The following is a 23770-nucleotide window of genomic DNA, read 5'->3' as shown; positions in this document are numbered from 1 at the left end:
TGATTAAGGACTGCCTGTGACTGGCTTGTTTATTACCCTGGAAGGCCCGGAAGGGGCCGGTAAAAGCACCAACCGCGAGTACCTCGCCGAGCGCCTGCGCGCCGCGGGTATCGAGGTGGTGCTGACCCGTGAGCCCGGCGGCACGCCCTTGGCCGAGCGGATTCGCGAAGTGCTGCTGACGCCAGGTGAGGAAGTCATGAATGCCGACACCGAGTTGCTGCTGGTGTTTGCCGCCCGTGCCCAGCATCTGGCCACAGTGATTCGCCCGGCACTGGCTCGCGGCGCGGTGGTCTTGTGTGACCGTTTCACCGATTCGACCTACGCCTATCAGGGGGCCGGTCGTGGCCTTAGCCTTGAGCGCATCGAGGCCCTGGAACGTTTCGTCCAGGGCGAGCTGCGCCCGGACCTGACCCTGGTTTTCGACTTGCCGGTGGATGTCGGCCTGGCCCGGGCCAGTGCCCGCGGTCGGCTGGATCGCTTCGAACAGGAAGGTCAGGCGTTTTTCCAGAAGGTGCGCCAGGCGTACCTGACACGCGCCGCCGCCGCTCCTCAGCGTTATTGCCTGGTGGATGCGGCGCAGCCCCTGGCCCGGGTCCAGCAGTCCCTGGACGCCTTGCTCCCGCAATTGCTGGAGCGCGCCCGTGGCTGAAGTCTTTCCCTGGCAGGACGGCCTCTGGCAGCAGTTGGCCGGGCGCACTCAACATGCCCACGCCTATCTGCTGCACGGCCCGGCGGGCATTGGCAAGCGAGCCCTGGCAGAACGCCTGATGGCGCGTCTGCTGTGCCAGCGTCCGAACGGGCTGGATGCCTGTGGCCAGTGCAAGTCCTGCCTGCTGCTCCAGGCCGGTAGTCATCCGGACAACTACGTGCTGGAGCCCGAGGAAGCGGACAAGGCGATCAAGGTCGACCAGGTGCGCGAGTTGGTGAGCTTCGTGGTGCAGACCGCGCAGCTGGGGGGGCGCAAGGTGGTGCTGATCGAGCCGGTGGAGTCGATGAATATCAATGCCTCCAACGCCTTGCTGAAAAGCCTTGAGGAGCCTTCCGGGGATACCGTGCTGCTCTTGGTGAGTCATCAGCCGAGCCGCTTGCTGCCGACCATCAAGAGTCGCTGTGTCCAGCAGGCGTGTCCCTTGCCCAGCGCGGCGATGAGCCAGCAATGGCTGGCCGGGGCCCTGCCCGAATGTTCCGATGAGGAGCGCCTGGAGCTGTTGACCCTGGCCGCCGGATCACCGCTGGCCGCTGTCGGCTTGCAGGCCCAGGGGGTTCGCGAGCAGCGGGCGCTGGTAGTGGACGGGGTGAAGAAACTGCTCAAGCAGCAGCAATCGCCGACCCAGCTGGCCGAGGCCTGGAACGCCATCCCGCTGTTGCTGTTGTTCGACTGGTTCTGTGACTGGTCGAACCTGGTCCTGCGTTACCAGCTGACCCAGGACGAGGACGGCCTGGGCCTGCCCGACATGCGCAAGGTGTTGCAGTACCTGGCGCAGAAGTCCGGCCAGGACAAGGTGCTGGCGATCCAGGACTGGATCCTGGCCCAGCGACAGAAGGTCCTGAGCAAGGCCAACCTCAACCGCGTGTTGCTGTTGGAGGCACTGTTGGTGCAATGGGCGGCGTTGCCGTCCCGGCACTGAGCGGCCTGCTCCTGAATCAGGCTGGTATCCGGTCGGACGACAACGCCCGGCTCTTTCATTGATCGGATGTAGTTGTAGGCTCCCATGCTCGTAGATTCCCATTGCCACCTTGATCGTCTCGACCTTGCCGCCCATGACGGTTCCCTGGATGCGGCACTGGCCGCTGCCCGCCAGCGCGGTGTCGGGCACTTCCTGTGCATTGGCGTCAGTGCCGACAACGCCGCGGACGTCAAGGCCCTGGCCGAGCGTTACGACGATGTCGATTGCTCGGTAGGGGTGCACCCGTTGGACGTGCAGCCCGGCGCGGCGCCGGCCCTGGACTGGCTGCTGGAGGAGCTGAACCACCCGCGGGTGGTGGCCATTGGCGAAACCGGTCTGGACTATCACTACGAACCGGAAGCGGCCGAGCTGCAGCAGGAGTCTTTCCGTCTGCATCTGCAGGCCGCGCAGCAGACCGGCAAACCGGTGGTGGTGCACACCCGCGGTGCCCGTGCCGACACCCTGGCGCTGCTGCGGGAAGCCGCATTGCCCAATGCCGGCGTGCTGCATTGCTTCACCGAAGACTGGGACATGGCCAAGGCGGCTCTGGACCTGGGGTTCTATATCTCTCTGTCGGGCATCGTCACTTTCCGCAATGCCGATGCCTTGCGCGATGTGGCTCGCCAGGTGCCTGCCGATCGGCTGCTGGTGGAAACCGACTCGCCGTACCTGGCGCCTATCCCTTATCGCGGCAAGCCCAATCTGCCGCAGTACGTGCGCGAAGTGGCGGAGTTCCTGGCGATGCTACGCGGCGAAGCCTACGAGGCCTTTGCCGAACAGACCACGGCCAACTTCAAGCGCCTGTTTCCCCTGGCTCGGGTCAAGAGCGGGGCTTGATCCGGTGGTGGAAAGCTTGAATTTCAGGCAAAAAAAACCCGGGTTCTGGGGGGGGAATCCGGGTTAAGACCATTAGGAGTAAAACTAAGGCACACGGTCCATCGGTACCTAAATCGGCGTTTCACTTGGGGGAGATGTCCCGCCGACAGTTGAAGTATTGATCACTATTGCATTCAGTCCAGTTGCCCCTGCTTGGTTTTTAAACAAATTTGGAATACGCGCGCTTCGCTTGAGTTCTCATTTTTTCGAGGTTCGCCGCATTTTTTCCTGTAATTCCGCTCTTTTTCACTGTTTTTGGCGCAATGCGGCGTAAAACAACGATTGTTGCCGCGCTTTTTGCACACAAGCTGTTGCAGTTCAGTCCTCCACTCAGCCTGATCCTGATCAATGGCATCGGCATTTTCAGAATGTTCGTCCGTTCTCGATGTCTTTTTCGGTGCTTTTCAGGGTTTTTTCTAATCTCCATTAAGCAACGAAGCTGACAAGCAATGACGTCATTGCGACTCGTGAATGTATTTTCGTCGAGTAGGGGGCGTGGGCGGGTGTCGGGACCCTGTTATGGAAAAGCTCTAGACTTTGCGGTCTGATCCGAGGCTCGAAGGCCCAGGATGTTTGCTATGTGAACCGCGCGCCGACCCCGTATTCACGGGTTTTTCCTGGTTTCGGCGACCCATTCAGGGGCTGGCGTCAGGTGGGCTTTTCCGCCAGAAACAGCTGCAACGAAGGATGATCCGTGCATTTTGGCGCAAGTTAGGCATAATACGCGGCTTCGATTTTGACCCCGAACAGACCTTTTCTTATGCAGAAAGAACCTCGTAAGGTCCGTGAGTTTCGTCGCCGCGAGCAAGAAATTCTCGATACCGCGCTCAAGCTGTTCCTCGAACAAGGTGAAGACAGTGTCACCGTCGAGATGATTGCGGATGCCGTGGGTATCGGCAAAGGGACCATCTACAAGCATTTCAAGTCCAAGGCGGAGATCTACCTGCGCCTGATGCTCGACTATGAGCGTGACCTGAACGAGCTGCTGCACTCGGCCGATGTCGACAAGGACAAGGAAGCCCTGTCCAGGGCCTACTTCGAATTTCGCATGCGTGACCCGCAGCGCTACCGGTTGTTCGACCGCCTGGAAGAGAAGGTGGTCAAGGGCAATCAGGTGCCGGAAATGGTTGAGGAACTGCACAAGATCCGCGCCTCCAACTTCGAGCGCCTGACCTTGCTGATCAAGGGCCGTATCAGCGAAGGCAAGCTCGAAGACGTACCGCCTTACTTCCACTACTGCGCCTCTTGGGCGCTGGTGCATGGCGCGGTGGCGCTGTACCACTCGCCGTTCTGGAGCAATGTGCTCGAGGACCAGGAGGGCTTCTTCCAGTTCCTGATGGACATCGGCGTGCGCATGGGCAACAAGCGCAAGCGCGACCCCGACACCTCGAACAGCTAAGGCATTCAGCCGCTGTATTGCGCCATCGACCATCTGTATGGCGCAGTGTCCGAGGAATATACTCAGGCATGGGACTTGCCAGAACCTGATTTTTGAGTCAGGTTTTGGCCGGTTCTCCCTTCCTACGCCGGAGTCATCCATGATCGTTGATCGTCAAGGCAGGCGCTTTCGCAATTTGCGGATCAGTCTGACGTCCGCCTGCAATTACGCCTGTACCTACTGCGTGCCCAACGGCAAGCGGCTGGTGGCTGCCCAGGATGAGTTGTCGGCCGAGGCAATGGCTCGGGGTGTGGCGTATCTGATTGAAGCGGCCGGCATTGAGCGGCTGCGCATCACCGGCGGTGAGCCGCTGGTCAGTCCCAAGCTGGAAACCTTCATGGCCGCGGTCGGACGCATGGGGCTGGAGGACATCAGCCTGACCACCAACGGCCAGTTGCTGGCACGCAAGCTGCCATTGCTGGTGGACGCGGGGATCCGCCGGATCAATGTTTCTCTCGACACCCTGGATGCCGCGGCTTTTCGCAGCATCGCCCGGGGTGGCGACCTGGCCAGCGTGCTCGATGGCATGCAGCAAGCACGCGCGGCCGGGCTGAAGATCAAGGTCAACATGGTGCCGTTGCGCGGGCAGAACCTGAATCAGGTCATGCCCCTGCTCGACTACTGCCTGGAGCGAGGCTATGAGCTGCGTTTCATCGAGCTGATGCGCATGGGGCACCTGGCCAGCGACGGCAATGCCTTCCTGCAGCAGTTTGTCAGCCTGCAACAGTTGCTGGAGATGATCGGCGAGCACTACGAGTACCTCCAGGCCGACGCGCCGCTGGATGCGACCGCCGTGCGCTACGAGATTCCCGGGCGCGGTCATTTTGGGGTGATTGCCAACGAAAGCGTGCCGTTCTGCCGGACCTGCTCGCGCCTGCGCCTGTCCTCGACCGGTTGGCTGCACGGCTGCCTGTCGTCAAGCAATCGCCACTATGTTGGCGACCTGCTGGACAAGCCGCGCCATCAAGCCTTGCCGGCGCTCCAGCGCCTGCTGGTCAAGGCCCTGGGCGACAAGCAGGACCTGGCCTTTTCCGGTGGCGCCACGGTGATGAAAATCATCGGCGGCTAGTTTGGCCGACGCTGGAATGTCCTCCATTTGCCTAGCTGGCGCGGAAGCTGCATCCCGTGGCCATTCGCCGGTTTTCCGTCACCGGTTTTTGGAGGGTAGGATGCGTAGCCTGGTTTTGCTGCTGGCCTTTTTGGCACTCGGCGGCTGCATGAATGTCAGTGATATGGGCGAGGGGGTGCGCTATCACCTGAGCGATGCGGGGATGCTCGATCACAGCGATACCCGTCGTACCAGTTCATTCCGCATTCAGCCGGATTCGTTCATTTTCATCGCCCAAGGGCACTTTGTACCGCCGGGCGGTGCTTACCCGCGACCCAACGTAGTGGCCGAAGAGGCCTTCAACGGCTTTGTCGAGTATTTCCCCATGGTGCGCCGGGCCAAAGCTCCCGAAGGCTTGAACGAAGCCATGGCCGAAGCCCGGGAAGCGGGCGCCCACTATTTGCTCTACGCTCGTTTCGCCAAGGCCGACGACCGTATCGGCAACTCCGATGAGTGGCTGGACCAGGAGGCGGTGGATCGCCTGGGCGTCGATACCAGCACCATCCAGATCATGCTGATCGAAACCAGTACCCAGTACCTGATCGATACGACCCGTATTCGCAGTCGTGGCGGATTACTGACGTTCCACGACAACAAGCCCCAGGACCTGCTGGGCCCGCCGTTGCAGCAATATGCCCGCGGTTTGCTGGGCCTGAGCGACTGATTGAACGAGGAGAGCGACATGAGTGGTCCAGGCAAGGCCAACGACCTGTTGGCGCAGATTCCCAAGGCCGAGAAGGGCCTGCCGCCGGTCCACCTGTGGAATCCCGATTTCTGTGGCGATATCGACATGCGTATCGCCCGCGACGGCACCTGGTACTACCTGGGTTCGCCCATCGGTCGCAAGCCGATGGTCAAGCTGTTCTCCACCATCATCCGCCGCGATGGTGACGATTACTTCCTCATCACCCCGGTGGAGAAGGTGGGCATCAAGGTCGACGATGCTCCCTTCGTCGCCGTGACCCTGGAGGTCGAAGGGCAGGGTGAAGGGCAACTGTTGCGCTTTACCAGCAATGTCGACGAGCAGGTGGTTGCCAGCCTCGAGCATCCGCTGCGGGTGGTGATCGACCCGCTGACCCAGGAGCCTGCGCCTTATGTTCTGGTTCGAAACAACCTTGAGGCGCTGATCCATCGCAATGTCTTCTACCAGTTGGTGGAGCTGGCACAGACGCGTGTTCTGGATGGCCAGCGCTGGCTGGGAGTGTGGAGTGATGGGGTGTTCTTCCCCATTGGCCTGGAGCCCTAAAGACATTTCAATTTCGATTTCGAGATATTTCTTGATCTTGATCCCGGGTTTCATGTATCAACCCGGACATGCCTAAACATGTTCGATTCGATAAGAAAACAAGAGTGGTCGACGAGCTGATCCGGCGCATTGAAAGCGGTCTACTGGAAGACGGCTTCCAACTGCCGGGAGAGCACCAGTTGGCCGGGGAGTTCGGTGTCAGTCGTGGCACCTTGCGTGAAGCCCTGGCCGAGCTCAAGCGTCGCAACTACATCGCCACGCAGAGCGGGGTAGGGTCCATCGTCACCTTCGACGGCGTGGCCCTGGACCAGCATCATGGCTGGGCCCAGGCCCTGGCCGAGAGCGGCGCCCTGGTCAACACCGAGGTACTGCGCCTGGAGGCCGTGCGCCGACCGGAGCTCAAGCACCGCCTGGGCACCGACCAGTTCATAGCCCTGGATCGCCGCCGGCGCAGCACCGACGGCAGGGTGCTGTCCCTCGAACGTTCCCTGATCCCGGCCTCCGGCGAGCTGGAAGGCTTGCCCCGGGTCGGCCTGATCGATGATTCCCTGACCATTACCCTGGCCGCCTACGGCTATATCGGCGAGCGCGGCGATCAATGGATCGGCGCCGAGCCCCTGAACGCCGAAGACGCCGAGCTGCTCGGGCGGGCGCCGGGAGATGTGTTTCTCAAGGCCCTGCGCACCACCTATGATCGCCAGGGGCGTTTCATGGAGCAGGTCGAGAGCCTGCTCGATCCACAGCATTTCCGCATGCACCTGCAATTCGGAGAGTCGCGGTGAGCCCGCTTCAGCGGGCACTTGGCGCCTTCTATGGCCTGGCCCTGGGCGATGCCCTGGGCATGCCCACCCAATCCTTGAGTCATGAACAGATCCACCAGCGTTTCGGCGTGATCCGCACCCTGGAAGACGCAGGGCCCGAGCAGCCGATTGCTGCCAACCTGCCCGCAGGGACCATCACCGACGACACCGAACAGGCGATCCTGGTGGGGCGCCTGCTGGTTCAGGGCCAAGGCCGGATCGATCCGGAGGCCCTGGCCCGGAGCCTGATCCAGTGGGAGGCGGCGATGCAGGCCAAGGGCTCCCAGGACCTGCTCGGCCCGTCCACCAAGCGCGCCATTGAAATGATCCTCGCCGGTGAATCGGTGGAGGAGGCCGGACGCTATGGCACCACCAATGGCGCCGCCATGCGCATCACGCCGGTGGGCATCGCCGCCGATGTCGCCGGCACTCAAGGCTTTGTCCAGGCGGTGGTCGAGGCCTGCCAGGTCACGCATAACACCAGCCTGGGAATCGCCAGCGCGGCAGCGGTGGCGGCGGTGGTGTCCGCCGGCATCAATGGCGCCGCGTTGATCGAGGCCCTGCCCCTGGGGGCGCAGATTGCCCGCCAGGCACAGGCTCATGGTCATTGGGTGGCCGGGGCCACTATCGCGGCGCGCCTGGAGTGGGCCGGCACCTTGAGGATTGAAGGCGACAAGCAGGCCTTTGCTCGAATGCTGTATGAACTGATCGGTACCTCGGTGGCCTCCCAAGAGTCGGTGGTGGTCAGTTTCGCCCTGGCCCGGCAGGTCGCCCTGGGGCACCTTGAGGCCTTCGAGGCACTGTGCATGGCCGCCGGTCTTGGCGGCGACACCGACACCATCGCGGCGATTCTCGGCGCCATGCTGGGCGCCTGCCTGGGCTTGCAGGCCTGGCCCGCGGAGTTGATCCATCAGGTGCAACAGGTCAATGAACTGGACCTGCTGCCTCTGGTAGAAGCGTTGCTGGCGCTGCGTTAAGTCGTCGCGCCCAGTGCCGAGCCCCAGGCTCGCTACACCTTTCGGCCGTACTGCCGATCGCTAGGGAAAGCTGGAACACGGCCAGGAATGCCGGACTGTTCTGTGACTTCCGAAATTGCCAGACACCCCAATAACGGCAACAGGAGTTTCATTCATGAGTTCATCGACGGTCGGCTCAGGCGCCGGGCAACTGGAAACCCGCGGCATCGAACCGGTACCCGAGGCGGAGTGCAACGGTCATCCGTTGCAGCTGTTCTGGGTCTGGTTCGCGGCCAATATCAGTATTCTCGGCTTGCCCCTCGGGGCGACGCTGGTGGCGTTTCGTGGCCTGTCGATCTGGCAGGTGCTGCTGGTGGCGATCCTCGGTTCAGTGGGTTCGTTCGCCGTGGTCGGCCTGATCTCGGTGGCCGGCCGGCGCGGTCGGGCCCCCAGCCTGACCCTGTCCCGGGCGATCTTCGGCGTGCGTGGCAACATCGGTCCGACCCTGGTGTCGATGCTTTCGCGGGTCGGCTGGGAAACGGTGAACACCACCACCGCAGCCTTTGTCCTGCTGTCGCTGAGTTCGATCCTGTTCCAGACCCCGGCTTCGGCCAAGGACGCGCCACTGCTGACCCTGCTGTTCATTGGCATCTTCGTACTGATGACCCTGAGCGTCTCCGGCCTGGGCCACGCCACCTTGCTGGTGATCCAGAAGTGGGCCACCTACGGTTTTGGCGCGCTGAACGTACTGGTGGGCGGTTTCCTCTGCGCCACCATCGACTGGACGGCGGTGTTCAATGCGGCACCGGCCCCCATGAGCGCGATGATCATCGGGGTCGGCACCATGGCGGCCGGCACCGGGATCGGCTGGGCCAGCTCCGGGGCCGACATGTCGCGCTACCAGCATCGCTCGGTGACGGCAGGACGCCTGGTGGCCTCGGCGGCGTTCGGTGCCGGTATCCCGCTGGTGCTGCTGATCACCCTGGGCGGCCTGCTGTCGGTGGGCAACGATCACCTGGCTTCGGCGGTGGACCCGATCATCGCGATCCGCGACATGCTGCCCACCTGGATGGCCGTGCCTTACCTGATCGCGGCCTTTGGTGGCCTGCTGCTGTCCAACAACCTGTCGGTGTATTCCGCCGGTCTCACCGCGCTGACCCTGGGCCTCAAGGTCAAGCGGGTCTACGCGGTGCTGGTGGATATCGTGGCGATCTTCCTCGGCTCGATCTACTTCATGCTGATTGCCGACAGCTTCTACGGGCCCTTTATCAGCTTCATTTCCCTGCTGGCGGTGCCGATCACTGCCTGGGTGGGGATCTTCGTGGTGGACCTGATCCATCGCCATTACTACAGCGCCGATGATTTGTTGAATGTCGGGCCCAGCAGTGCCTACTGGTATCAGGGTGGGATCGAGTGGCGGGCTTTCGGCGCCTGGGTGCTGGCGATCATTCTGGGCTTCTGTTTCACCAGCATCGGCACCACCGCTGAGGACGTCTGGTTCACCGGGCCGCTGGCCGATTCCTGGCTGGGGCATAACGGCCTGGGCTGGATCGTCACCTTCCTGGTGGCTGGCGGTGGGTACGCTCTGCTGGGCGGAGCCCGCGATCGGCGTGGGGCTTTTGTCGAGAATGCCAATGCCTAGGTTGCTCCATAGCGGCCAGGTGATCGTCGACCTGGTGATGGCCGTGGACCGCCTGCCGCCTGCCGGTGGTGATGTTCTGGCCCAGTCGGCGAGCTTCGAGGCCGGCGGCGGCTTCAATGTCATGGCCGCGGCGGCGCGCAATGGCTTGCCGGTGCTCTACCTGGGGCGCCACGGCCAGGGGCGCTTTGGCGACCTGGCCCGAGCGGCGATGCAGGCGGAAGGCATTGGCCTGAGTCTGCCGTCCAGCCCGGGTGCCGATACCGGTGTGTGTGTGGCCCTGACCGATGCCTCGGCCGAGCGCACCTTCATCTCCCATATCGGCGCCGAGGGTGAGCTTTCGGCCCAGGACCTGGCGCAGGTCAGGGTCCAGGCGGATGACTATCTGTATGTCAGCGGCTACAGCCTGCTGCAGGCGAGCAAGGCCCAGGCCCTGATCGACTGGCTGCTGGCATTGCCGCGCTCGGTGCCCGTGATGTTCGATCCGGGTCCGCTGGTGGACTCGCCCGACTCCCCCCTGATGGCGGCCCTGTTGCCGCGGATCGATATCTGGAGCAGCAACCGCGCCGAAGCCTTGGGTTTTACCGCCAGTTCGAGTATCGAGATGGCCTTGCAGCGGCTTGGTGCGTGGCTGTCATCCACGGCCTTGCTGGTGCTGCGCGACGGCGCTCGGGGCTGTTGGGTAGGCGCCCAGGGGCAACAGGCGCAGGTTGACGGATTCAAGGTCCAGGCGCTGGACAGCAACGGGGCCGGCGACGCTCATGCCGGAGTCTTTGTCGCGGGGCTGGCGGCGGGGCTTGAGCCACTGGTGGCCGCCCGTCGAGCCAATGCCGCAGCGGCCATTGCCGTGACCCGCCGTGGTCCGGCCACCGCGCCGGGCCGTGCTGAAGTGGACGCGTTTATGCGGGCCCGGGAATCTCGCTAAGTGCCCGGCGCAGGCCGGACATCGGCTTGCGCGGTGCCTCGAACGGCGCCAGGTGCAATGAACCCCGGCCCAGCCTTACTGGCTGCTGCCTTCGGAGCCGGAGCCGCCGCTGGTGGTTTTCGAGGCGGTGCCGGTCTTGCCGTTGTCCGGGGTGGCCTGTTGAGCGCCCGCGCCGCCTTGGCGGCCATTGTCGTTGCCCTGGGTGCGCGGGTCGGTGCCGGTGGCCGGTGGCAGCGAACCTTCGTCCATGGGGGCCGGGTTGATGTTGATCTTGGGTGTGTTTTTGGGCGCGGGGGATGTCGGCCCGTCCACGGGATTGTCCGGCCCGGTGGCGCCGGCCAGTGCACAGGTGGACAGCAGTCCGGCCAGGGTCAGTACAGCCAGTTGAAGCTTGATCATGGTGTCGCCTCCATTCGTCAGAGTCGTTACCTGATATTGGTCTGTGCTGCCTGGCGGTTGGTGCCTGACGACCGACGAACGGTGTCAGGCCCCTGGGCCATCTGGGGTGCCTGCAAGCGGCGCCACCCCAGGCGCGCGAGGCTGATCAGCCAGTTCAGCACGGCAATGGCCAACACGCTGAACAGCAGCGCCTGGATACCGGCCTCGACGATGATCCTGCCGGCCAGCCAGGGAAAGCCGAACACCCCGATGAAGTAGGACAGGTTGAACAGCAACAGGGATTGTGACGTGTTGCCGTTTGGCGCTTCGTTGGCCGCCAGACCATTGATCACCGAATAGGTCAGGCCATAGCCGACACCCAGGACGGCGGCGGCCAGCAGGTAGCTGGCGCTGCCGTTCACGGCGAACAGCAACAGCAGGATCGATATCACCATCAGTCCCGAGAGCAGGCAGGCGGCGCGATAGGGATCGTGCCTGACCACGATGCCGGCCAGCAGCAGGCGGCTGGCGATGGCCGCACTCATGAAACCGAGGAAGAACAGCGAGTAATCCACGCCTCGGGAGGGGCCGTAGCTGGTCTGGAAACTCGACAGGCCACCAAAGACACAGCCCCCCAGGCCCACCATGAGAATGGGGAACAGTGCCTTGGACGAGAGCACGCGGGCCGCGCCGTTGCAGCTGATTTTCGCCGCTGAGGCACCCAGGTGATTGGTCTGTCGAAGCAGCTTGGCGCCCAGTTTCCAGAAGATCAGCACCCCCATCAGGCCGGCTGCTGCCGCCAGCCAGAAGGCACTGGTCAACGGGTAGTCGAGGGCGCTGGCCAAGCGGCCCAGGAGAGGGCCGGAGCCAATGCCGCTCAGCATGCTGCCCGACAGCAGGGCGAAATAGCGCGCCCTTTGTGCGGGCTGCACCAGCGTCGCCACGATGATCGGCCCAAGGGTGTAGAACACCCCCCAGCCCAGGCCCAGGGTCAGGCCGAACCACAGCAGGCTGTGGCCGAGCCCCGGCGTCAGGGCAAACCCCAGGCTGGCCACCACCAGGAGACAGCCGAACAGCGCCACCGAGCGGGCGGCGCCGAGCCAGTCCGAGAGGTGGCCGGAGCCGATCACGGCGACAAAGGTGCTGAGCATTGCGGCTGCGATCACGCGGCCGGCGTCGTGCTCATTGCCGCCACGGCTGCTGATCAGCAGGGACAGAAGAAAGGTCGAGCCGTAGGACAGAGACAGCAGATAGCTGCCCAGGCACAACAGCCCGAACAAGGGGCCTGGCACCTCGGATTGCGGCTTGGCCTGCGTGGACATGAAAGCGCCTCGTCATGCTGGAAGTCATGCCGGGCTTTCTAACATGGCGCCGCCGCCGGTTGGTTGTGTTCCTGGTGGTCTCAGGGTTAGCCGCCAGCGGAGTAAGCCCGCCGGCTCACTCGCCGATTTCCTCCAGCAACTCCTCTCGGAAGCGTTGCAGGCGCTCTTGCCGGATCCGCGCCAGTCGGGTGCCGCAGGACGTCTGGAAACCTTCGGCCAAATGCAGCAGCTTGGTCTGGAAGTGATCCAGGGTGAAGCGTGAGTCATCGAGTTCGCGCTGCCGGGCCGTGGGGTCGGCGGGGTCGTAGAGGGCCAGACCCAGGCGGCCGGAGACGTAGAAGGTCCGCGCCACGCCCAGGGCGCCCAGGGCATCGAGGCGATCGGCGTCCTGAAGGATCCTGGCTTCCAGGGTGGCAGGGGTGAGGGCGGCGGAAAAACTGTGGGCGGCGATGGCGTGGGCTACCGCTTCGCGCTCGGCGTCGCTCCAGCCCAGCCCGGCAAGAATGCCGCGGGCCTTGTCCGCCGACAGACGTGACGCCTGGGCGCGCAACGGCGAGTTTTTTTCCACGCTCACGCAATCGTGGAGCAGGGTGGCGGCCAGCAGCACCCGGAGGTTGCCACCTTCTTCGTCGACTATGCGTCGCACGTTGTGCCAGACCCGTTGCAGGTGGGACAGGTCGTGGGAGCCGTCCTTGGTCGGTTCGAGGGCGTGGGGCAGCAAGGTTTCTGCCAGGGCGTGCAGGGGGGCAAAGTGCATTCGGCGGTCCAGGTTATGCGGTTCGGTGTGCTGCATGATCGGTGATTGGCCGATTCCCATAAATGCCCGTGCAAGTCTTTCGACTGTCGTTCTAATATGGCCGCCTGATTCCGCCATGAGAACCGTCGATGTCCGTCGAAATCCGTCCCGCACTGCCCAGCGATGCCCCACAGATTCTTGCCTTTATCACCGAGCTCGCCGACTACGAGCGAGCACGTCATGAGGTGATCGCCAGTGTCGCCGACATCGAGCGCAGCCTGTTCAGCGAGGGCGCCACGGCCCACGGCCTGATTTGCCTGCGCAACGGACAGCCGATCGGTTTCGCGGTGTTTTTCTTCAGCTATTCCACCTGGCTGGGCAGCAACTGCCTGTACCTGGAGGATCTCTACATCACTCCGGAACAGCGGGGCGGCGGGGCGGGCAAGCAACTGCTGCGGCACCTGGCGCAGATCGCCTGTGACAACGATTGCGGACGCTTCGAATGGAGCGTGCTGGAGTGGAACGAACCGGCGATCCAGTTCTACAAGTCCCTGGGCGCCCAGCCTCAGGAAGAGTGGGTCAAGTACCGCATGGACGGTGAGGTGCTGCGCGCCTTTGCCCGCGGCTGATCACCGCCGCTGTTCGCCGACGCCGGCTTGGGCGGGAGCCGGCTTGCCGGCCAAGGCCGCTCCATGGAGCGCCTGCCACCGCCAAGCCGGGTCTGCATGACGCGAGGATTCAGCCCTTCAGGCTCGCCATGTCGATCACGAAGCGGTATTTCACATCGCCCTTGATCATGCGCTCAAAGGCTTCATTGATCTGGCGGATGTCGAGCATTTCGATGTCGCAGGTGATGCCGTGCTCGGCGCAGAAGTCCAGCACCTCCTGGGTTTCGGCGATGCCGCCGATCAGTGAGCCGGCCAGCACCCGACGGCTCATCACCAGTTTGCCGGCGTGCAACGCCGGGTCCACCGGCTCGATCAGGCCCACCAGAATGTGCACGCCATCAAAGCGCAGGGTATCGAGGTAGGGGTTGAGGTCGTGGGGCACCGGAATGGTGTCCAGCAGAAAGTCGAAATGCCCGGCCACCGACTGCATCTGCGCCGCGTCGGTGGACACGATCACGTGATCGGCGCCCTGGCGCCGCGCTTCTTCGGCCTTGCTCGCCGAGCGGGTGAACAGGGTCACTTCGGCGCCCAGGGCCTTGGCGAACTTGATGCCCATGTGGCCCAGGCCGCCCATGCCGAGGATTCCCACCTTGTCGCCGGGCTTGACCCCGTAGTGCTTGAGCGGCGAGTAGGTGGTGATGCCGGCGCAGAGAATCGGCGCGGCGCTGGCCAGGTCGAGTTTCTCCGGGATGCGCACGACAAAGTGCTCGCTGACCACGATGCTGTCGGAGTAGCCGCCCATGGTGTTGCTGCCGTCGATCCGGTCCGGGGTGGCGTAGGTCATGGTCGGACCTTCCAGGCAGTACTGTTCCAGGTCCGCGGCGCAGGCCTCGCAGTGGCGGCAGGAATCCACCATGCAGCCGACGCCCACCAGGTCGCCGACCTTGTGCTTGCTGACGTTGGCGCCGACCGCGGTGACCTTGCCGACGATCTCGTGGCCCGGCATCAGCGGGTACACGGCGATGCCCCATTCGTTGCGGGCCTGGTGGATGTCGGAGTGGCAGACGCCGCAGTAGAGGATCTCGATGGCGACGTCGTCCGGGCGTGGGCTGCGGCGCTGGAAACTCATGGGGGCGAGGGGAGTGGTGGCCGACTGGGCGGCATAACCGATGGCGGTGTACATGATGGACCTCGCGAAAACGCTGACGATTGAGGCGGGGCATTCTCGGCGTCGGGCCTGCGGCCAACCATGGCGATTCCTCGGCATGTCATGCCTATTCCTCCGTCATTGGCGGTTTTCACGCGGCATTGGCGGACAGACCTGCGATGATGTTTTCATCCCTTTTTCCGTGAAGTTTTTCCCATGCTGCTGACCCGTCATCTGGACGCCAACGCCACCCTGGTTTCGCTGATCCGGCCCCTTGCCAGCCGAGATGGTTTCGTGGCTACCGCCTTGCCTGGAGTCCAGGTGCTGCGAGCCAGCTGCGATGTGGCGCGCGGCCCGCAGATTTATGAGCCGAGCCTGATGATCATTGTCCAGGGCAGCAAACTGGCCTATCTGGGGACGCGGACCCTGGAATATGGGGCCGGGCACTACCTGATCCAGGCCCTGTCGGTGCCCTTCGAATGTGAAACCTTCGCTATGCCCGATGCGCCGCTGCTGGGCATTTCCATCGCCATCGACCGGGCGGTCCTCAGCGAGCTGGTGCTGGCCATGGGCATCACCGAAGGCCGGGCCGCTTCGGCGCAGACCCTGGAATCCATGACCTCGGCGGTGCTCGATGACAGCATGCGTGGTTGTGTGGAGCGGCTGCTGCGCTGTCTGCACGATCCTCTGGAGTGCAAGGTCATGGGCGCCTCCAGGGTGCGCGAACTGCTTTTCGCTGCCCTGCGTGGGCCCCAGGCCGATGCCCTGCGGGCACTGGTGGAGCAGCAGGGGCATTTCGCCCGGGTCGCGGCATCGCTCAATCATCTGCACGAGCATTACACCGAGCCCCTGAGCGTCGAGACCCTGGCCCGCTGCGCCAATATGAGCCCCTCGACCTTCCACGAGCATTTCAAGCGCAGCACCTTGCTCTCGCCGGTGCAGTACCTCAAGCGCCTGCGCCTGCTCAAGGCCCAGCAGCTGCTGTTGGGGGAGGGGCTGGGCGTGGCCCAGGTAGCACATCGGGTGGGCTACCAGAGCACCTCGCAGTTCAGTCGCGAGTACAAGCGCTACTTCGAGCGCAACCCCGGCGAAGAGCGCGCTGCCTGAGCAGCCATGCCCTTGCAGGCGTCGGCTTGCCAGCGAAGATGCCCCTGAGCCGGTACCGGGCTTCAGGGCGCGTTTTCGCCGGCGGCCGGTTCCACAGGCTGCCGGGGCGGCGAATGCCGGGCATGAAAAAGGCCCCCATATAGGGGGCCTCTTGTGTCGCGCGGCGAGTTACATGTTCGGGTAAGTCGGGCCGCCGGCGCCTTCCGGAGTGACCCAGGTGATGTTCTGGGCCGGGTCCTTGATGTCGCAGGTCTTGCAGTGCACACAGTTCTGCGCGTTGATCTGGAAGCGCTTCTCGCCATCTTCCTGGGTGATCACCTCGTACACGCCGGCCGGGCAGTAACGCTGGGCCGGTTCATCGTACAGCGGCAGGTTGCGGCTCAGCGGGATGCTCGGGTCGGTCAGCTTCAGGTGGCACGGCTGTTCTTCTTCGTGGTTGGTACCGGAGATGAACACCGAGCTCAGTTTGTCGAAGCTGAGTTTGCCGTCGGGTTTCGGGTAGTCGATCTTCGTGCAGTCCTTGGCCAGCTTCAGGCAGGCATAGTCCGGCTTGGTGTCGTGCAGGGTGAAGGGCAGCTTGCCACCGAAGATGTTCTGATCCATCCAGTTGAAGCCGGCACCGATGATCGGGCCGAACTTGTGCATGGCCGGGCCGAAGTTGCGGCTGGCGAACAGCTCTTCATACAGCCAGCTGGACTTGAACGAGTCGACGTAGCTCTTGAGCTCGTCGGCGCCTTCGGAGCCGGCGAACAGCGAGTCGGCCACCGCGTCGGCGGCGAGCATGCCGGACTTCATGGCCGTGTGGCTGCCCTTGATCTTGGCGAAGTTCAGGGTGCCCAGGTCGCAACCGATCAGCGCGCCGCCCTTGAACACCATCTTCGGCAGCGAGTTCAGGCCGCCCTTGCAGATGGCACGGGCGCCGTAGCTGATGCGCTTGCCGCCTTCCAGGTACTGCTTGAGCACCGGGTGATGCTTGAGGCGCTGGAACTCGTCGAACGGCGACAGGTAGGTGTTGGCGTAGGACAGGTCGACGATCAGGCCCACCACCACCTGGTTGTTTTCCAGGTGATAGAGGAAGGAGCCGCCGGTGTTCTCGTTGCCCATGATGTCCAGCGGCCAGCCGGCGGTGTGCACCACCAGGCCCGGTTGGTGCTTGGCCGGATCGATTTCCCAGATTTCCTTGAGGCCGATGCCGTAATGCTGGGCGTCGGCGTCGCTGTCCAGGTTGAAGCGCTTGATCAGCTGCTTGCCGATATGGCCGCGGCAGCCTTCGGCGAACAGGGTGTATTTGCCGCGCAGTTCCATGCCGGGGGTGTAGAGGCCGTCTTTTGGCTGGCCTTCACGGTCGACGCCCAGGTCGCCGGTGATGATCCCGCGCACCACGCCGTTTTCGTCGATCAGGGCTTCCTGGGCGGCGAAGCCCGGGTAGATTTCCACGCCCAGGTTCTCGGCTTGCTGGGCCAGCCAGCGGCACAGGTTGCCCAGGGAGATGATGTAGTTGCCTTCGTTGTGCATGGTCTTGGGCACAAAGAAGTCCGGAACCTTGGTGGACGTTTCGCCGCTGCGCAGGACATAGATGTCGTCGCGGGTCACCGGAGTGTTGAGCGGGGCGCCCAGTTCCTTCCAGTCCGGGAACAGTTCGTTCAGGGCCCGTGGTTCGAACACGGCACCGGAAAGGATGTGAGCACCGACTTCGGAGCCTTTCTCGACCACGCAGACGCTGATTTCCTTACCGGCTTCAGCGGCCTTCTGCTTAAGGCGGCAAGCGGCGGACAAGCCTGCGGGGCCGGCACCGACGATGACCACGTCGAATTCCATGTATTCGCGTTCCACTAGGCTATCTCCTACTCAAGGCTCAACGGTTTTTTCTAATTGGAGGTTTGGCGTTGCATCCGCGCTTTCTCCCATCGCAAATGGGGGGAGGAGGGGTGGATGGCCGACCTTTCTCTCTGGGCGGCGCATTATATCTACACCACTCTCAGCGTCCAATACAAACGTTTGTTTGAAATTGCTGCAGCCCAGATAAATCAAAGAAGCGCGGCTTATAAACGGCTATTTTGCCGTATTGACCAGAAAAGGCGTTCCGGTCAAGATACGGTCGGTTTTGCGCTCGCCGTAGGCTGACTGTTGGTTTCAAGAGCACCTCTAAAGACAGGGCAAAGGCAGTAAAGGTGATGCGCCGCACAGCTTGAACGTGCGCAGTTTACACGCCGCGATAATGAATGACTCGCCGGTCACCACTGACCAACGGTCATCACTCCCGTGAGCAAGGTCATCCTTTATGTACGCCAGCGTTTTTGGAGGTGCCCTTGTGCCGATGAGCATCAACCGCCAGGTTCTCGCCTAGGCGACTTTCTTTTCACCGGAGAGTAACGAGGAATCCATGAAGGTTCTTGTAGCTGTCAAACGAGTGGTCGACTATAACGTCAAGGTTCGCGTCAAAGCGGACAACTCCGGCGTCGACCTCGCCAACGTCAAGATGTCGATGAACCCTTTCTGCGAAATCGCAGTGGAAGAAGCCGTACGCCTGAAAGAGAAAGGTGTAGCGACTGAAATCGTCGTCGTCTCCATCGGTCCTGCTACTGCTCAAGAGCAACTGCGTACCGCCCTGGCACTGGGTGCCGATCGCGCAATCCTCGTCGAGTCCGCTGAAGAGTTGAACTCCCTGGCCGTGGCCAAGCTGCTCAAGGCTGTGGTCGACAAGGAGCAGCCACAGCTGGTGATCCTCGGCAAACAGGCCATCGATAGCGACAACAACCAGACCGGCCAGATGCTGGCGGCCCTGAGCGGCTACGCTCAAGGCACCTTCGCCTCCAAGGTCGAAGTGTCCGGCGACAAGGTCAATGTCACTCGCGAAATCGATGGCGGCCTGCAGACCGTTGCACTGAACCTGCCAGCCATCGTCACCACCGACCTGCGTCTGAACGAGCCGCGCTACGCGTCTCTGCCAAACATCATGAAAGCCAAGAAGAAGCCGCTTGAAACGCTGACTCCTGATGCTTTGGGTGTTTCCACCGCCTCCACCAACAAGACCCTGAAAGTCGAAGCGCCGGCTGCACGCAGCGCGGGTATCAAGGTCAAGTCGGTGGCTGAACTGGTCGAGAAACTGAAAAACGAAGCGAAGGTAATCTGATCATGACTATCTTGGTAATCGCCGAACACGATAACAAGGCGCTGGCTCCGGCCACCCTGAACACCGTTGCCGCCGCCGCCAAAATCGGTGGTGACATTCATGTACTGGTCGCCGGTCAGGGCGTTGGCGCTGTGGCTGAAGCCGCCGCCAAAGTCGCTGGCGTGGCCAAAGTGCTGGTGGCCGACAACGCCGCCTACGCTCACCAACTGCCGGAAAACGTTGCGCCGCTGGTCGCCGAACTGGGCGCTGGCTACAGCCACATCCTGGCTGCCGCGACTTCCAACGGCAAAAACATCCTGCCGCGGGTTGCCGCCCAGCTGGACGTTGACCAGATCTCCGAGATCATCTCGGTCGAAAGCGCCGATACCTTCAAGCGTCCGATCTATGCCGGTAACGCCATCGCCACCGTGCAGTCCTCGGCTGCGGTGAAAGTCATCACCGTGCGTGCCACCGGCTTCGACGCCGTTGCCGCTGAAGGTGGTTCGGCTGCGGTTGAAGCGGTTGGCGCCGCTCACGATGCGGGCAAGTCGAGCTTCGTTGGCGAAGAGCTGGCCAAGTCCGATCGTCCTGAGCTGACCGCTGCCAAGATCGTCGTTTCCGGCGGTCGCGGCATGCAGAACGGCGACAACTTCAAGCACCTGTATGCCCTGGCCGACAAGCTGGGTGCCGCTGTCGGCGCTTCCCGCGCTGCAGTGGACGCAGGCTTCGTGCCCAACGACATGCAGGTCGGCCAGACCGGCAAGATCGTTGCGCCACAGCTGTACATCGCTGTCGGTATCTCCGGCGCGATCCAGCACCTGGCCGGCATGAAAGACTCCAAAGTGATCGTTGCGATCAACAAGGACGAAGAGGCGCCGATCTTCCAGGTGGCCGATTACGGCCTGGTGGCGGACTTGTTCGAAGCCGTACCCGAGTTGGAGAAGCTGGTCTAATCCGGCGTCTTCACTTATAAAGAGCCCGGCCTTTTGGCCGGGTTTTTTTATGGGTGTTTTTTGTTGGGGGAGGGTATCGCCATGGATCTGCACCGCATCAGTGGCTGGGCAGCGCTGTTGGGCCTGGCGTTGTCGCCAGCGCTGTCACTGGCAGCAGGCAAGTGCGAGCGTCTGGTGGTGACCGGCAGCCCGGACGCGCCACCGTACCTGTGGCAAGACCCGCAGAACCCCAAGCACCTGATGGGAGCCAGTGCCGATCTGCTGCAGCAAGTGGCGGGGGAGCTGGGACTCAAGGTCGAGCTGTTGTACGCCGGCAAACGTTCCGAAGCCCTGGATGAAGTTCGTAGCGGGCGCATGGACCTGCTGGCCGATGCGCCACTGACCTTCAATGAGCTGGAGTCTCTGGACTACATCCATCCGGCGCTGGTGCAGAACGACTATCTGGTGTGGACCCGCAAGGACTCGACCCTGAGCTACACCCAGGTGGCGGACCTTGCCGGTCATCCGGGAGCGGTTTCGGAAAAGGCCCGGTTGACCCAGCCCTTTCAGGTCGTGGCCAAGGAGCACTTGCAGCTCAAGCGCCTGCCGAACTTGACCCAGGTCTTCCAGACCTTGCTGCTGGGGGAAGTGGACTATGTTCTGGCACCGCGCTATGCGGGCATGGCCATGGCCCAGTCCCTGGGAATGGCGGCGGACCTGCAGGCGTTTCCCCAGGCCATCGACAAACCGGGACTGTTTCTCGCGCTGTCCCATAACTCCGCCTGCAATGACCCATGGTTGCGCGGACAGCTGGCAAAAAAGATGACAGAATTGCCCGCGTCCGGTCTGACGGAGGCCTTGCTGCAGCGCAATCTGGAGCGCTGGAAGGCCCAGTTGCAGCAACCCGTCAGCAGCCCAAAACCGTAGGAATCACGTGTGACTATTCGACCTCTTTTCCCTGCCCTGGCCCTGTTGGCCATGGCGGGTTGTGCAACCGATCCGGCGCCCACCGAGCAAATGCGCCTCACTGCCCAGGCACTGGAGCAAGCCAAGGCCGTGGGGGCCTCGGCCGAGGCGATGCCTGAGTTGAAACTGGCCGAAGACAAGTTCTCCCGGGCTCAGGGCAATATGCAGGATGAGTCCTACAAGAAGGCGCGGATGCGTGCCGAACAGGCAGAACTGGATGCCCGGTTGGCCGAGGCCAAGGTCCTGACCCAGAAGAGCCAGGAACAGGTGAACGAGCTCAACACCCGCATCACCCGCCTGCGCAAGCAACTGGGAGATGCCCAATGAGCCTTTCGACCCGCATCTTTGGTGGCGCGTTGCTGTTGGCCTGCGCCGGTCTCTATGGCTGTGCCGGCCAGCACAGCGAGGAAGCCCTGCAGCAAGCCGGTGCCGACTTCCAGAAGGTCAAGGAGGACTCCAACGTGTTGCGTATCGCGCCCAAGGACGTGATACGCGCCGGAGAATCCCTGGCCCGTGCCGATCGACTGTCGACCTACTGGGGCAGCGGCGCCGATGTGGAGCACTATGCCTACCTGAGTCGGCGCTACAGCGAAATTGCCCGGGAACACACGGATCAGGCGCTGAACCAGGAGCGCGCCGCCAAGCTCGAACTGGAACGACAGCGCCTGCAACTGGCCCTGCGTGAGGCCAAACTGTTGAGCGTGCAGCAGCAGGGCAAGTGGCTGGAGGAGCAGATCATCAGCCTGGCGACCACCCAGACCGACCGGGGCCTGGTGATGACGCTGGGCGACGTGCTGTTTGACACCGGCGAGGCCGAATTGAAGAACTCGGCCAATCGCACAGTGCTCAAGGTGGTGCAGTTCCTGCAGCTGAACCCCAAGCGTGTCGTGCGCATCGAGGGCTACACCGACAACACCGGTGAGCGTCAGAGCAATCTGCAGCTGTCGCGTGATCGGGCCCAGGCCGTGGCGGACGTGCTGGTGGATCTGGGGATCGACGAGAAGCGGATCCAGGTCGAAGGCTACGGTGACGACTACCCGGTGGAAGCCAATGCGTCGGAGCGTGGCCGGGCGCAGAACCGGCGAGTGGAAATCGTCTTCTCCGACGAAAAGGGCCAGCTTGGCGCCGCTCGCTGAAACCCCTGTTGTCCCCGAAAAACCCGACGTCCGCTAGGCGTCGGGTTTTTTTATGTCTGCCAAGGTGCTCACAAAAACCCTACAGTTCTACTTTTCACTGCCCGGTGTCCTCGACTATTGTAGGAACTGTCCCAGTACACTTCTAAACTGTGCCGGTATTGTTTCACACAAGAATAAAACGCCGTGAAATCGAGTGCTGTGCCATGACCAATCTCTTGCTCTATCAACGTATCGCTCAGCAACTGGCTGAGGATATTCGCCGTGGTGTCTACCAGCCGGGGGAGCGCGTGCCGTCGGTACGCAAGATGAGCTCGCAGCTCAACGTCAGCCACGCCACGGTGCTCCAGGCCTACGCCAATCTCGAGGACCAGGGGCTGATCCGCGCGCGTCCCCAGTCCGGTTACTACGTGCACCAGACGCCGGCGCTGACCGCGCCCACGCCGGACATCGCCCGGGTCGAGCGTCCAGGGCTGGTGACCCGCAGCAGCATTATCCAGCAGGTGTTGGTGGAGTCCCGTCGTGAAGGGGTCTTTCCGCTGGGGGCTGCGGTGCCCAGCGTCGACTACCTGCCGGTGCGGGCCTTGCACCAGCAATTGGCCAAGGTCACGCGGTTTCACAGCCCCCGGGCGTTCAGCTACATGTTCAGTCCGGGCTTCGAGCCACTGCGACGCCAGGTGGCGATTCGCATGCGTGACGCCGGGGTGGTGGTCGATCCTTCGGAAGTGGTGATCACTCACGGTTGCGTCGATGCCCTGCAAATGTCGCTGCGGGTCCTGACCCGGCCGGGCGATCTGATCGCCGCGGAATCACCGACCTATTACGGATTGCTGCAACTGGCGGACCTGCTGGGGCTCAAGGTCATCGAGATTCCCAGCGATCCTTCCACCGGGATGAGCCTCGAAGCGCTGCAACTGGCGGCCAACCAGTGGTCGATCAAGGCTCTGGTGCTGACGACGCGTCTGAGCAATCCCCTGGGCGGCACCATGCCGGAGGAACGGCAGAAGCAGTTGCTGCGTCTGGCTTCGGATTTCGATATCCAGGTGGTCGAGGACGATATCTACGGCGAGTTGATGTTCGAGGTAGGGCGCACCAAGGCCCTCAAGGCCTATGACCGCCTGGACCGGGTGATCTACTGCTCGAGTTTCTCCAAGACCCTGTCACCGGGAGTGCGCATCGGCTGGATGATCGCCGGCAAGTATCAGCAGGAGATCCAGCGCCTGCAGACCTTCAGTACTCATTCGGCGTGCAGCGTGACGCAGATGGGCGTTGCGGCGTACCTGGAGAACGGCGGCTACGACCGGCATTTACGCTACATCCGCCAGGAGTACCGCAAGAACCTCAGCGCCTTTCAACTGGCGGTGCAGCAGTACTTTCCGGAAGGCACGCAGATCACCCGGCCCAACGGCGGCTTCATTCTCTGGGTCAGCCTGCCGGGGCGGGTCAACACCCAGGAATTGCATGTGCGGGCCCTGCAGCAGGGCATCAGCATCGCCCCGGGGTTGATCTTCAGTAACACCGAGCAGTTCAACCACTGCGTGCGGCTCAATTGCGGCACCCCCTGGAACCGTGAGGCCGAGCGGGCCTTGATGACCCTGGGCATGCTCGCCAGCCAGTTGTGCCAGGAGGCGGCCGGCGGTTTTTAAACAATGCGGCCCTGTGCTTGTCATGGGG

The 23770-nt window shown here is 62.9% G+C and carries 25 protein-coding genes; 20 read left to right on the top strand and 5 right to left on the bottom strand.

Going from position 1 to position 23770, the window contains the following annotated elements; genetic code table 11:
* Positions 1-16: 16 nt before the first annotated feature.
* The 11 genes from tmk to L1O02_RS21745 all read left to right on the top strand — a co-directional run bounded on the left by tmk (position 17) and on the right by L1O02_RS21745 (position 10655).
* Complete coding sequence (gene tmk / locus L1O02_RS21795; RefSeq protein ID WP_016968275.1) at positions 17-649, top strand: dTMP kinase; 633 nt, start codon at positions 17-19, stop codon at positions 647-649.
* Positions 642-1628, top strand: coding sequence for a DNA polymerase III subunit delta' (locus L1O02_RS21790; RefSeq protein WP_060838244.1), 987 nt, complete (start codon positions 642-644; stop codon positions 1626-1628). The genes tmk and L1O02_RS21790 overlap by 8 nt, the downstream gene beginning before the upstream one ends.
* An 84-nt stretch (positions 1629-1712) precedes the next feature.
* On the top strand, positions 1713-2504 hold the full coding sequence (locus L1O02_RS21785; protein WP_060838245.1) for a TatD family hydrolase: 792 nt from the start codon (positions 1713-1715) through the stop codon (positions 2502-2504).
* A gap of 799 nt (positions 2505-3303) precedes the next feature.
* Positions 3304-3942 carry a TetR/AcrR family transcriptional regulator gene (locus L1O02_RS21780; protein WP_011060125.1) on the top strand — a complete coding sequence of 213 codons (639 nt, stop codon included), beginning with the start codon at positions 3304-3306 and terminating at the stop codon, positions 3940-3942.
* Positions 3943-4081: 139 nt separating this feature from the next.
* Positions 4082-5050 carry a radical SAM protein gene (locus tag L1O02_RS21775; RefSeq protein WP_060838246.1) on the top strand — a complete coding sequence of 323 codons (969 nt, stop codon included), beginning with the start codon at positions 4082-4084 and terminating at the stop codon, positions 5048-5050.
* Positions 5051-5150: 100 nt separating this feature from the next.
* A complete protein-coding gene (locus L1O02_RS21770; protein ID WP_060838247.1) occupies positions 5151-5753 on the top strand; it encodes a DUF4823 domain-containing protein in 603 nt (200 codons plus the stop codon).
* A gap of 18 nt (positions 5754-5771) precedes the next feature.
* The gene (locus L1O02_RS21765) at positions 5772-6335 is read left to right on the top strand and encodes a DUF1285 domain-containing protein (RefSeq protein ID WP_060838248.1); all 564 of its coding nucleotides are present in this window, start codon (positions 5772-5774) and stop codon (positions 6333-6335) included.
* 68 nt (positions 6336-6403) lie between these two features.
* Entirely contained in the window at positions 6404-7117 is a 714-nt protein-coding gene (locus L1O02_RS21760; protein WP_047302846.1) for a GntR family transcriptional regulator, read from the top strand.
* A complete protein-coding gene (locus tag L1O02_RS21755; protein ID WP_108544815.1) occupies positions 7114-8112 on the top strand; it encodes an ADP-ribosylglycohydrolase family protein in 999 nt (332 codons plus the stop codon). Before L1O02_RS21760 ends, L1O02_RS21755 begins: the two co-directional genes overlap by 4 nt.
* A gap of 154 nt (positions 8113-8266) precedes the next feature.
* The gene (locus L1O02_RS21750) at positions 8267-9733 is read left to right on the top strand and encodes a cytosine permease (RefSeq protein WP_060838250.1); all 1467 of its coding nucleotides are present in this window, start codon (positions 8267-8269) and stop codon (positions 9731-9733) included.
* Positions 9726-10655, top strand: a complete 930-nt coding sequence (locus tag L1O02_RS21745) for a PfkB family carbohydrate kinase (protein ID WP_235758690.1) — start codon at positions 9726-9728, stop codon at positions 10653-10655. Before L1O02_RS21750 ends, L1O02_RS21745 begins: the two co-directional genes overlap by 8 nt.
* A gap of 75 nt (positions 10656-10730) precedes the next feature.
* Here the strand turns inward: L1O02_RS21745 and L1O02_RS21740 are convergent, their stop codons facing one another.
* The 3 genes from L1O02_RS21740 to L1O02_RS21730 all read right to left on the bottom strand — a co-directional run bounded on the left by L1O02_RS21740 (position 10731) and on the right by L1O02_RS21730 (position 13112).
* Positions 10731-11054, bottom strand: coding sequence for a hypothetical protein (locus L1O02_RS21740; RefSeq protein ID WP_060838252.1), 324 nt, complete (start codon positions 11052-11054; stop codon positions 10731-10733).
* Positions 11055-11080: 26 nt separating this feature from the next.
* Positions 11081-12355 (bottom strand): MFS transporter, encoded by a 1275-nt coding sequence (locus L1O02_RS21735; RefSeq protein WP_235758689.1) that lies wholly within the window; start codon positions 12353-12355, stop codon positions 11081-11083.
* A gap of 115 nt (positions 12356-12470) precedes the next feature.
* The gene (locus L1O02_RS21730; RefSeq protein WP_108544908.1) at positions 12471-13112 is read right to left on the bottom strand and encodes an HD domain-containing protein; all 642 of its coding nucleotides are present in this window, start codon (positions 13110-13112) and stop codon (positions 12471-12473) included.
* Between the two features lie 128 nt (positions 13113-13240).
* Between L1O02_RS21730 and L1O02_RS21725 the strand changes: the two genes are divergently transcribed.
* Positions 13241-13720, top strand: coding sequence for a GNAT family N-acetyltransferase (locus tag L1O02_RS21725; protein WP_108544818.1), 480 nt, complete (start codon positions 13241-13243; stop codon positions 13718-13720).
* A gap of 109 nt (positions 13721-13829) precedes the next feature.
* Here the strand turns inward: L1O02_RS21725 and L1O02_RS21720 are convergent, their stop codons facing one another.
* Positions 13830-14882 (bottom strand): NAD(P)-dependent alcohol dehydrogenase, encoded by a 1053-nt coding sequence (locus tag L1O02_RS21720; protein ID WP_235758687.1) that lies wholly within the window; start codon positions 14880-14882, stop codon positions 13830-13832.
* 180 nt (positions 14883-15062) lie between these two features.
* Here L1O02_RS21720 and L1O02_RS21715 point away from each other — a divergent pair, with 180 nt between their 5' ends.
* Positions 15063-15953 carry an AraC family transcriptional regulator gene (locus L1O02_RS21715; RefSeq protein WP_060838256.1) on the top strand — a complete coding sequence of 297 codons (891 nt, stop codon included), beginning with the start codon at positions 15063-15065 and terminating at the stop codon, positions 15951-15953.
* Between the two features lie 168 nt (positions 15954-16121).
* On the opposite strand, the gene L1O02_RS21710 is transcribed toward L1O02_RS21715, so the two are convergent.
* Positions 16122-17786 carry an electron transfer flavoprotein-ubiquinone oxidoreductase gene (locus L1O02_RS21710; RefSeq protein ID WP_060842870.1) on the bottom strand — a complete coding sequence of 555 codons (1665 nt, stop codon included), beginning with the start codon at positions 17784-17786 and terminating at the stop codon, positions 16122-16124.
* A gap of 99 nt (positions 17787-17885) precedes the next feature.
* Between L1O02_RS21710 and L1O02_RS21705 the strand changes: the two genes are divergently transcribed.
* The 7 genes from L1O02_RS21705 (at position 17886) to L1O02_RS21675 (ending at position 23742) form a co-directional block, all read left to right on the top strand.
* Entirely contained in the window at positions 17886-18077 is a 192-nt protein-coding gene (locus tag L1O02_RS21705) for a hypothetical protein (protein WP_016964459.1), read from the top strand.
* Between the two features lie 259 nt (positions 18078-18336).
* Complete coding sequence (locus tag L1O02_RS21700) at positions 18337-19086, top strand: electron transfer flavoprotein subunit beta/FixA family protein (RefSeq protein WP_015634720.1); 750 nt, start codon at positions 18337-18339, stop codon at positions 19084-19086.
* A gap of 2 nt (positions 19087-19088) precedes the next feature.
* The gene (locus L1O02_RS21695) at positions 19089-20018 is read left to right on the top strand and encodes an FAD-binding protein (protein ID WP_047302861.1); all 930 of its coding nucleotides are present in this window, start codon (positions 19089-19091) and stop codon (positions 20016-20018) included.
* An 81-nt stretch (positions 20019-20099) separates the two neighbouring features.
* Positions 20100-20924, top strand: a complete 825-nt coding sequence (locus tag L1O02_RS21690; protein ID WP_060842871.1) for a transporter substrate-binding domain-containing protein — start codon at positions 20100-20102, stop codon at positions 20922-20924.
* A gap of 9 nt (positions 20925-20933) precedes the next feature.
* Positions 20934-21290: a DUF4398 domain-containing protein gene (locus L1O02_RS21685; protein ID WP_016964456.1), complete on the top strand. Its 357-nt coding sequence runs from the start codon at positions 20934-20936 to the stop codon at positions 21288-21290.
* Positions 21287-22099, top strand: coding sequence for an OmpA family protein (locus tag L1O02_RS21680; RefSeq protein WP_060838259.1), 813 nt, complete (start codon positions 21287-21289; stop codon positions 22097-22099). The genes L1O02_RS21685 and L1O02_RS21680 overlap by 4 nt, the downstream gene beginning before the upstream one ends.
* A gap of 203 nt (positions 22100-22302) precedes the next feature.
* Positions 22303-23742, top strand: a complete 1440-nt coding sequence (locus tag L1O02_RS21675; RefSeq protein WP_011060145.1) for a PLP-dependent aminotransferase family protein — start codon at positions 22303-22305, stop codon at positions 23740-23742.
* Positions 23743-23770: the final 28 nt, after the last annotated feature.

Source organism: Pseudomonas sp. BC42 (genome assembly GCF_021560055.1).
Lineage (GTDB): Bacteria > Pseudomonadota > Gammaproteobacteria > Pseudomonadales > Pseudomonadaceae > Aquipseudomonas.
Note: the sequence above shows the minus strand (reverse complement) of the source record. Positions and strands in the feature narration are given on the sequence as shown.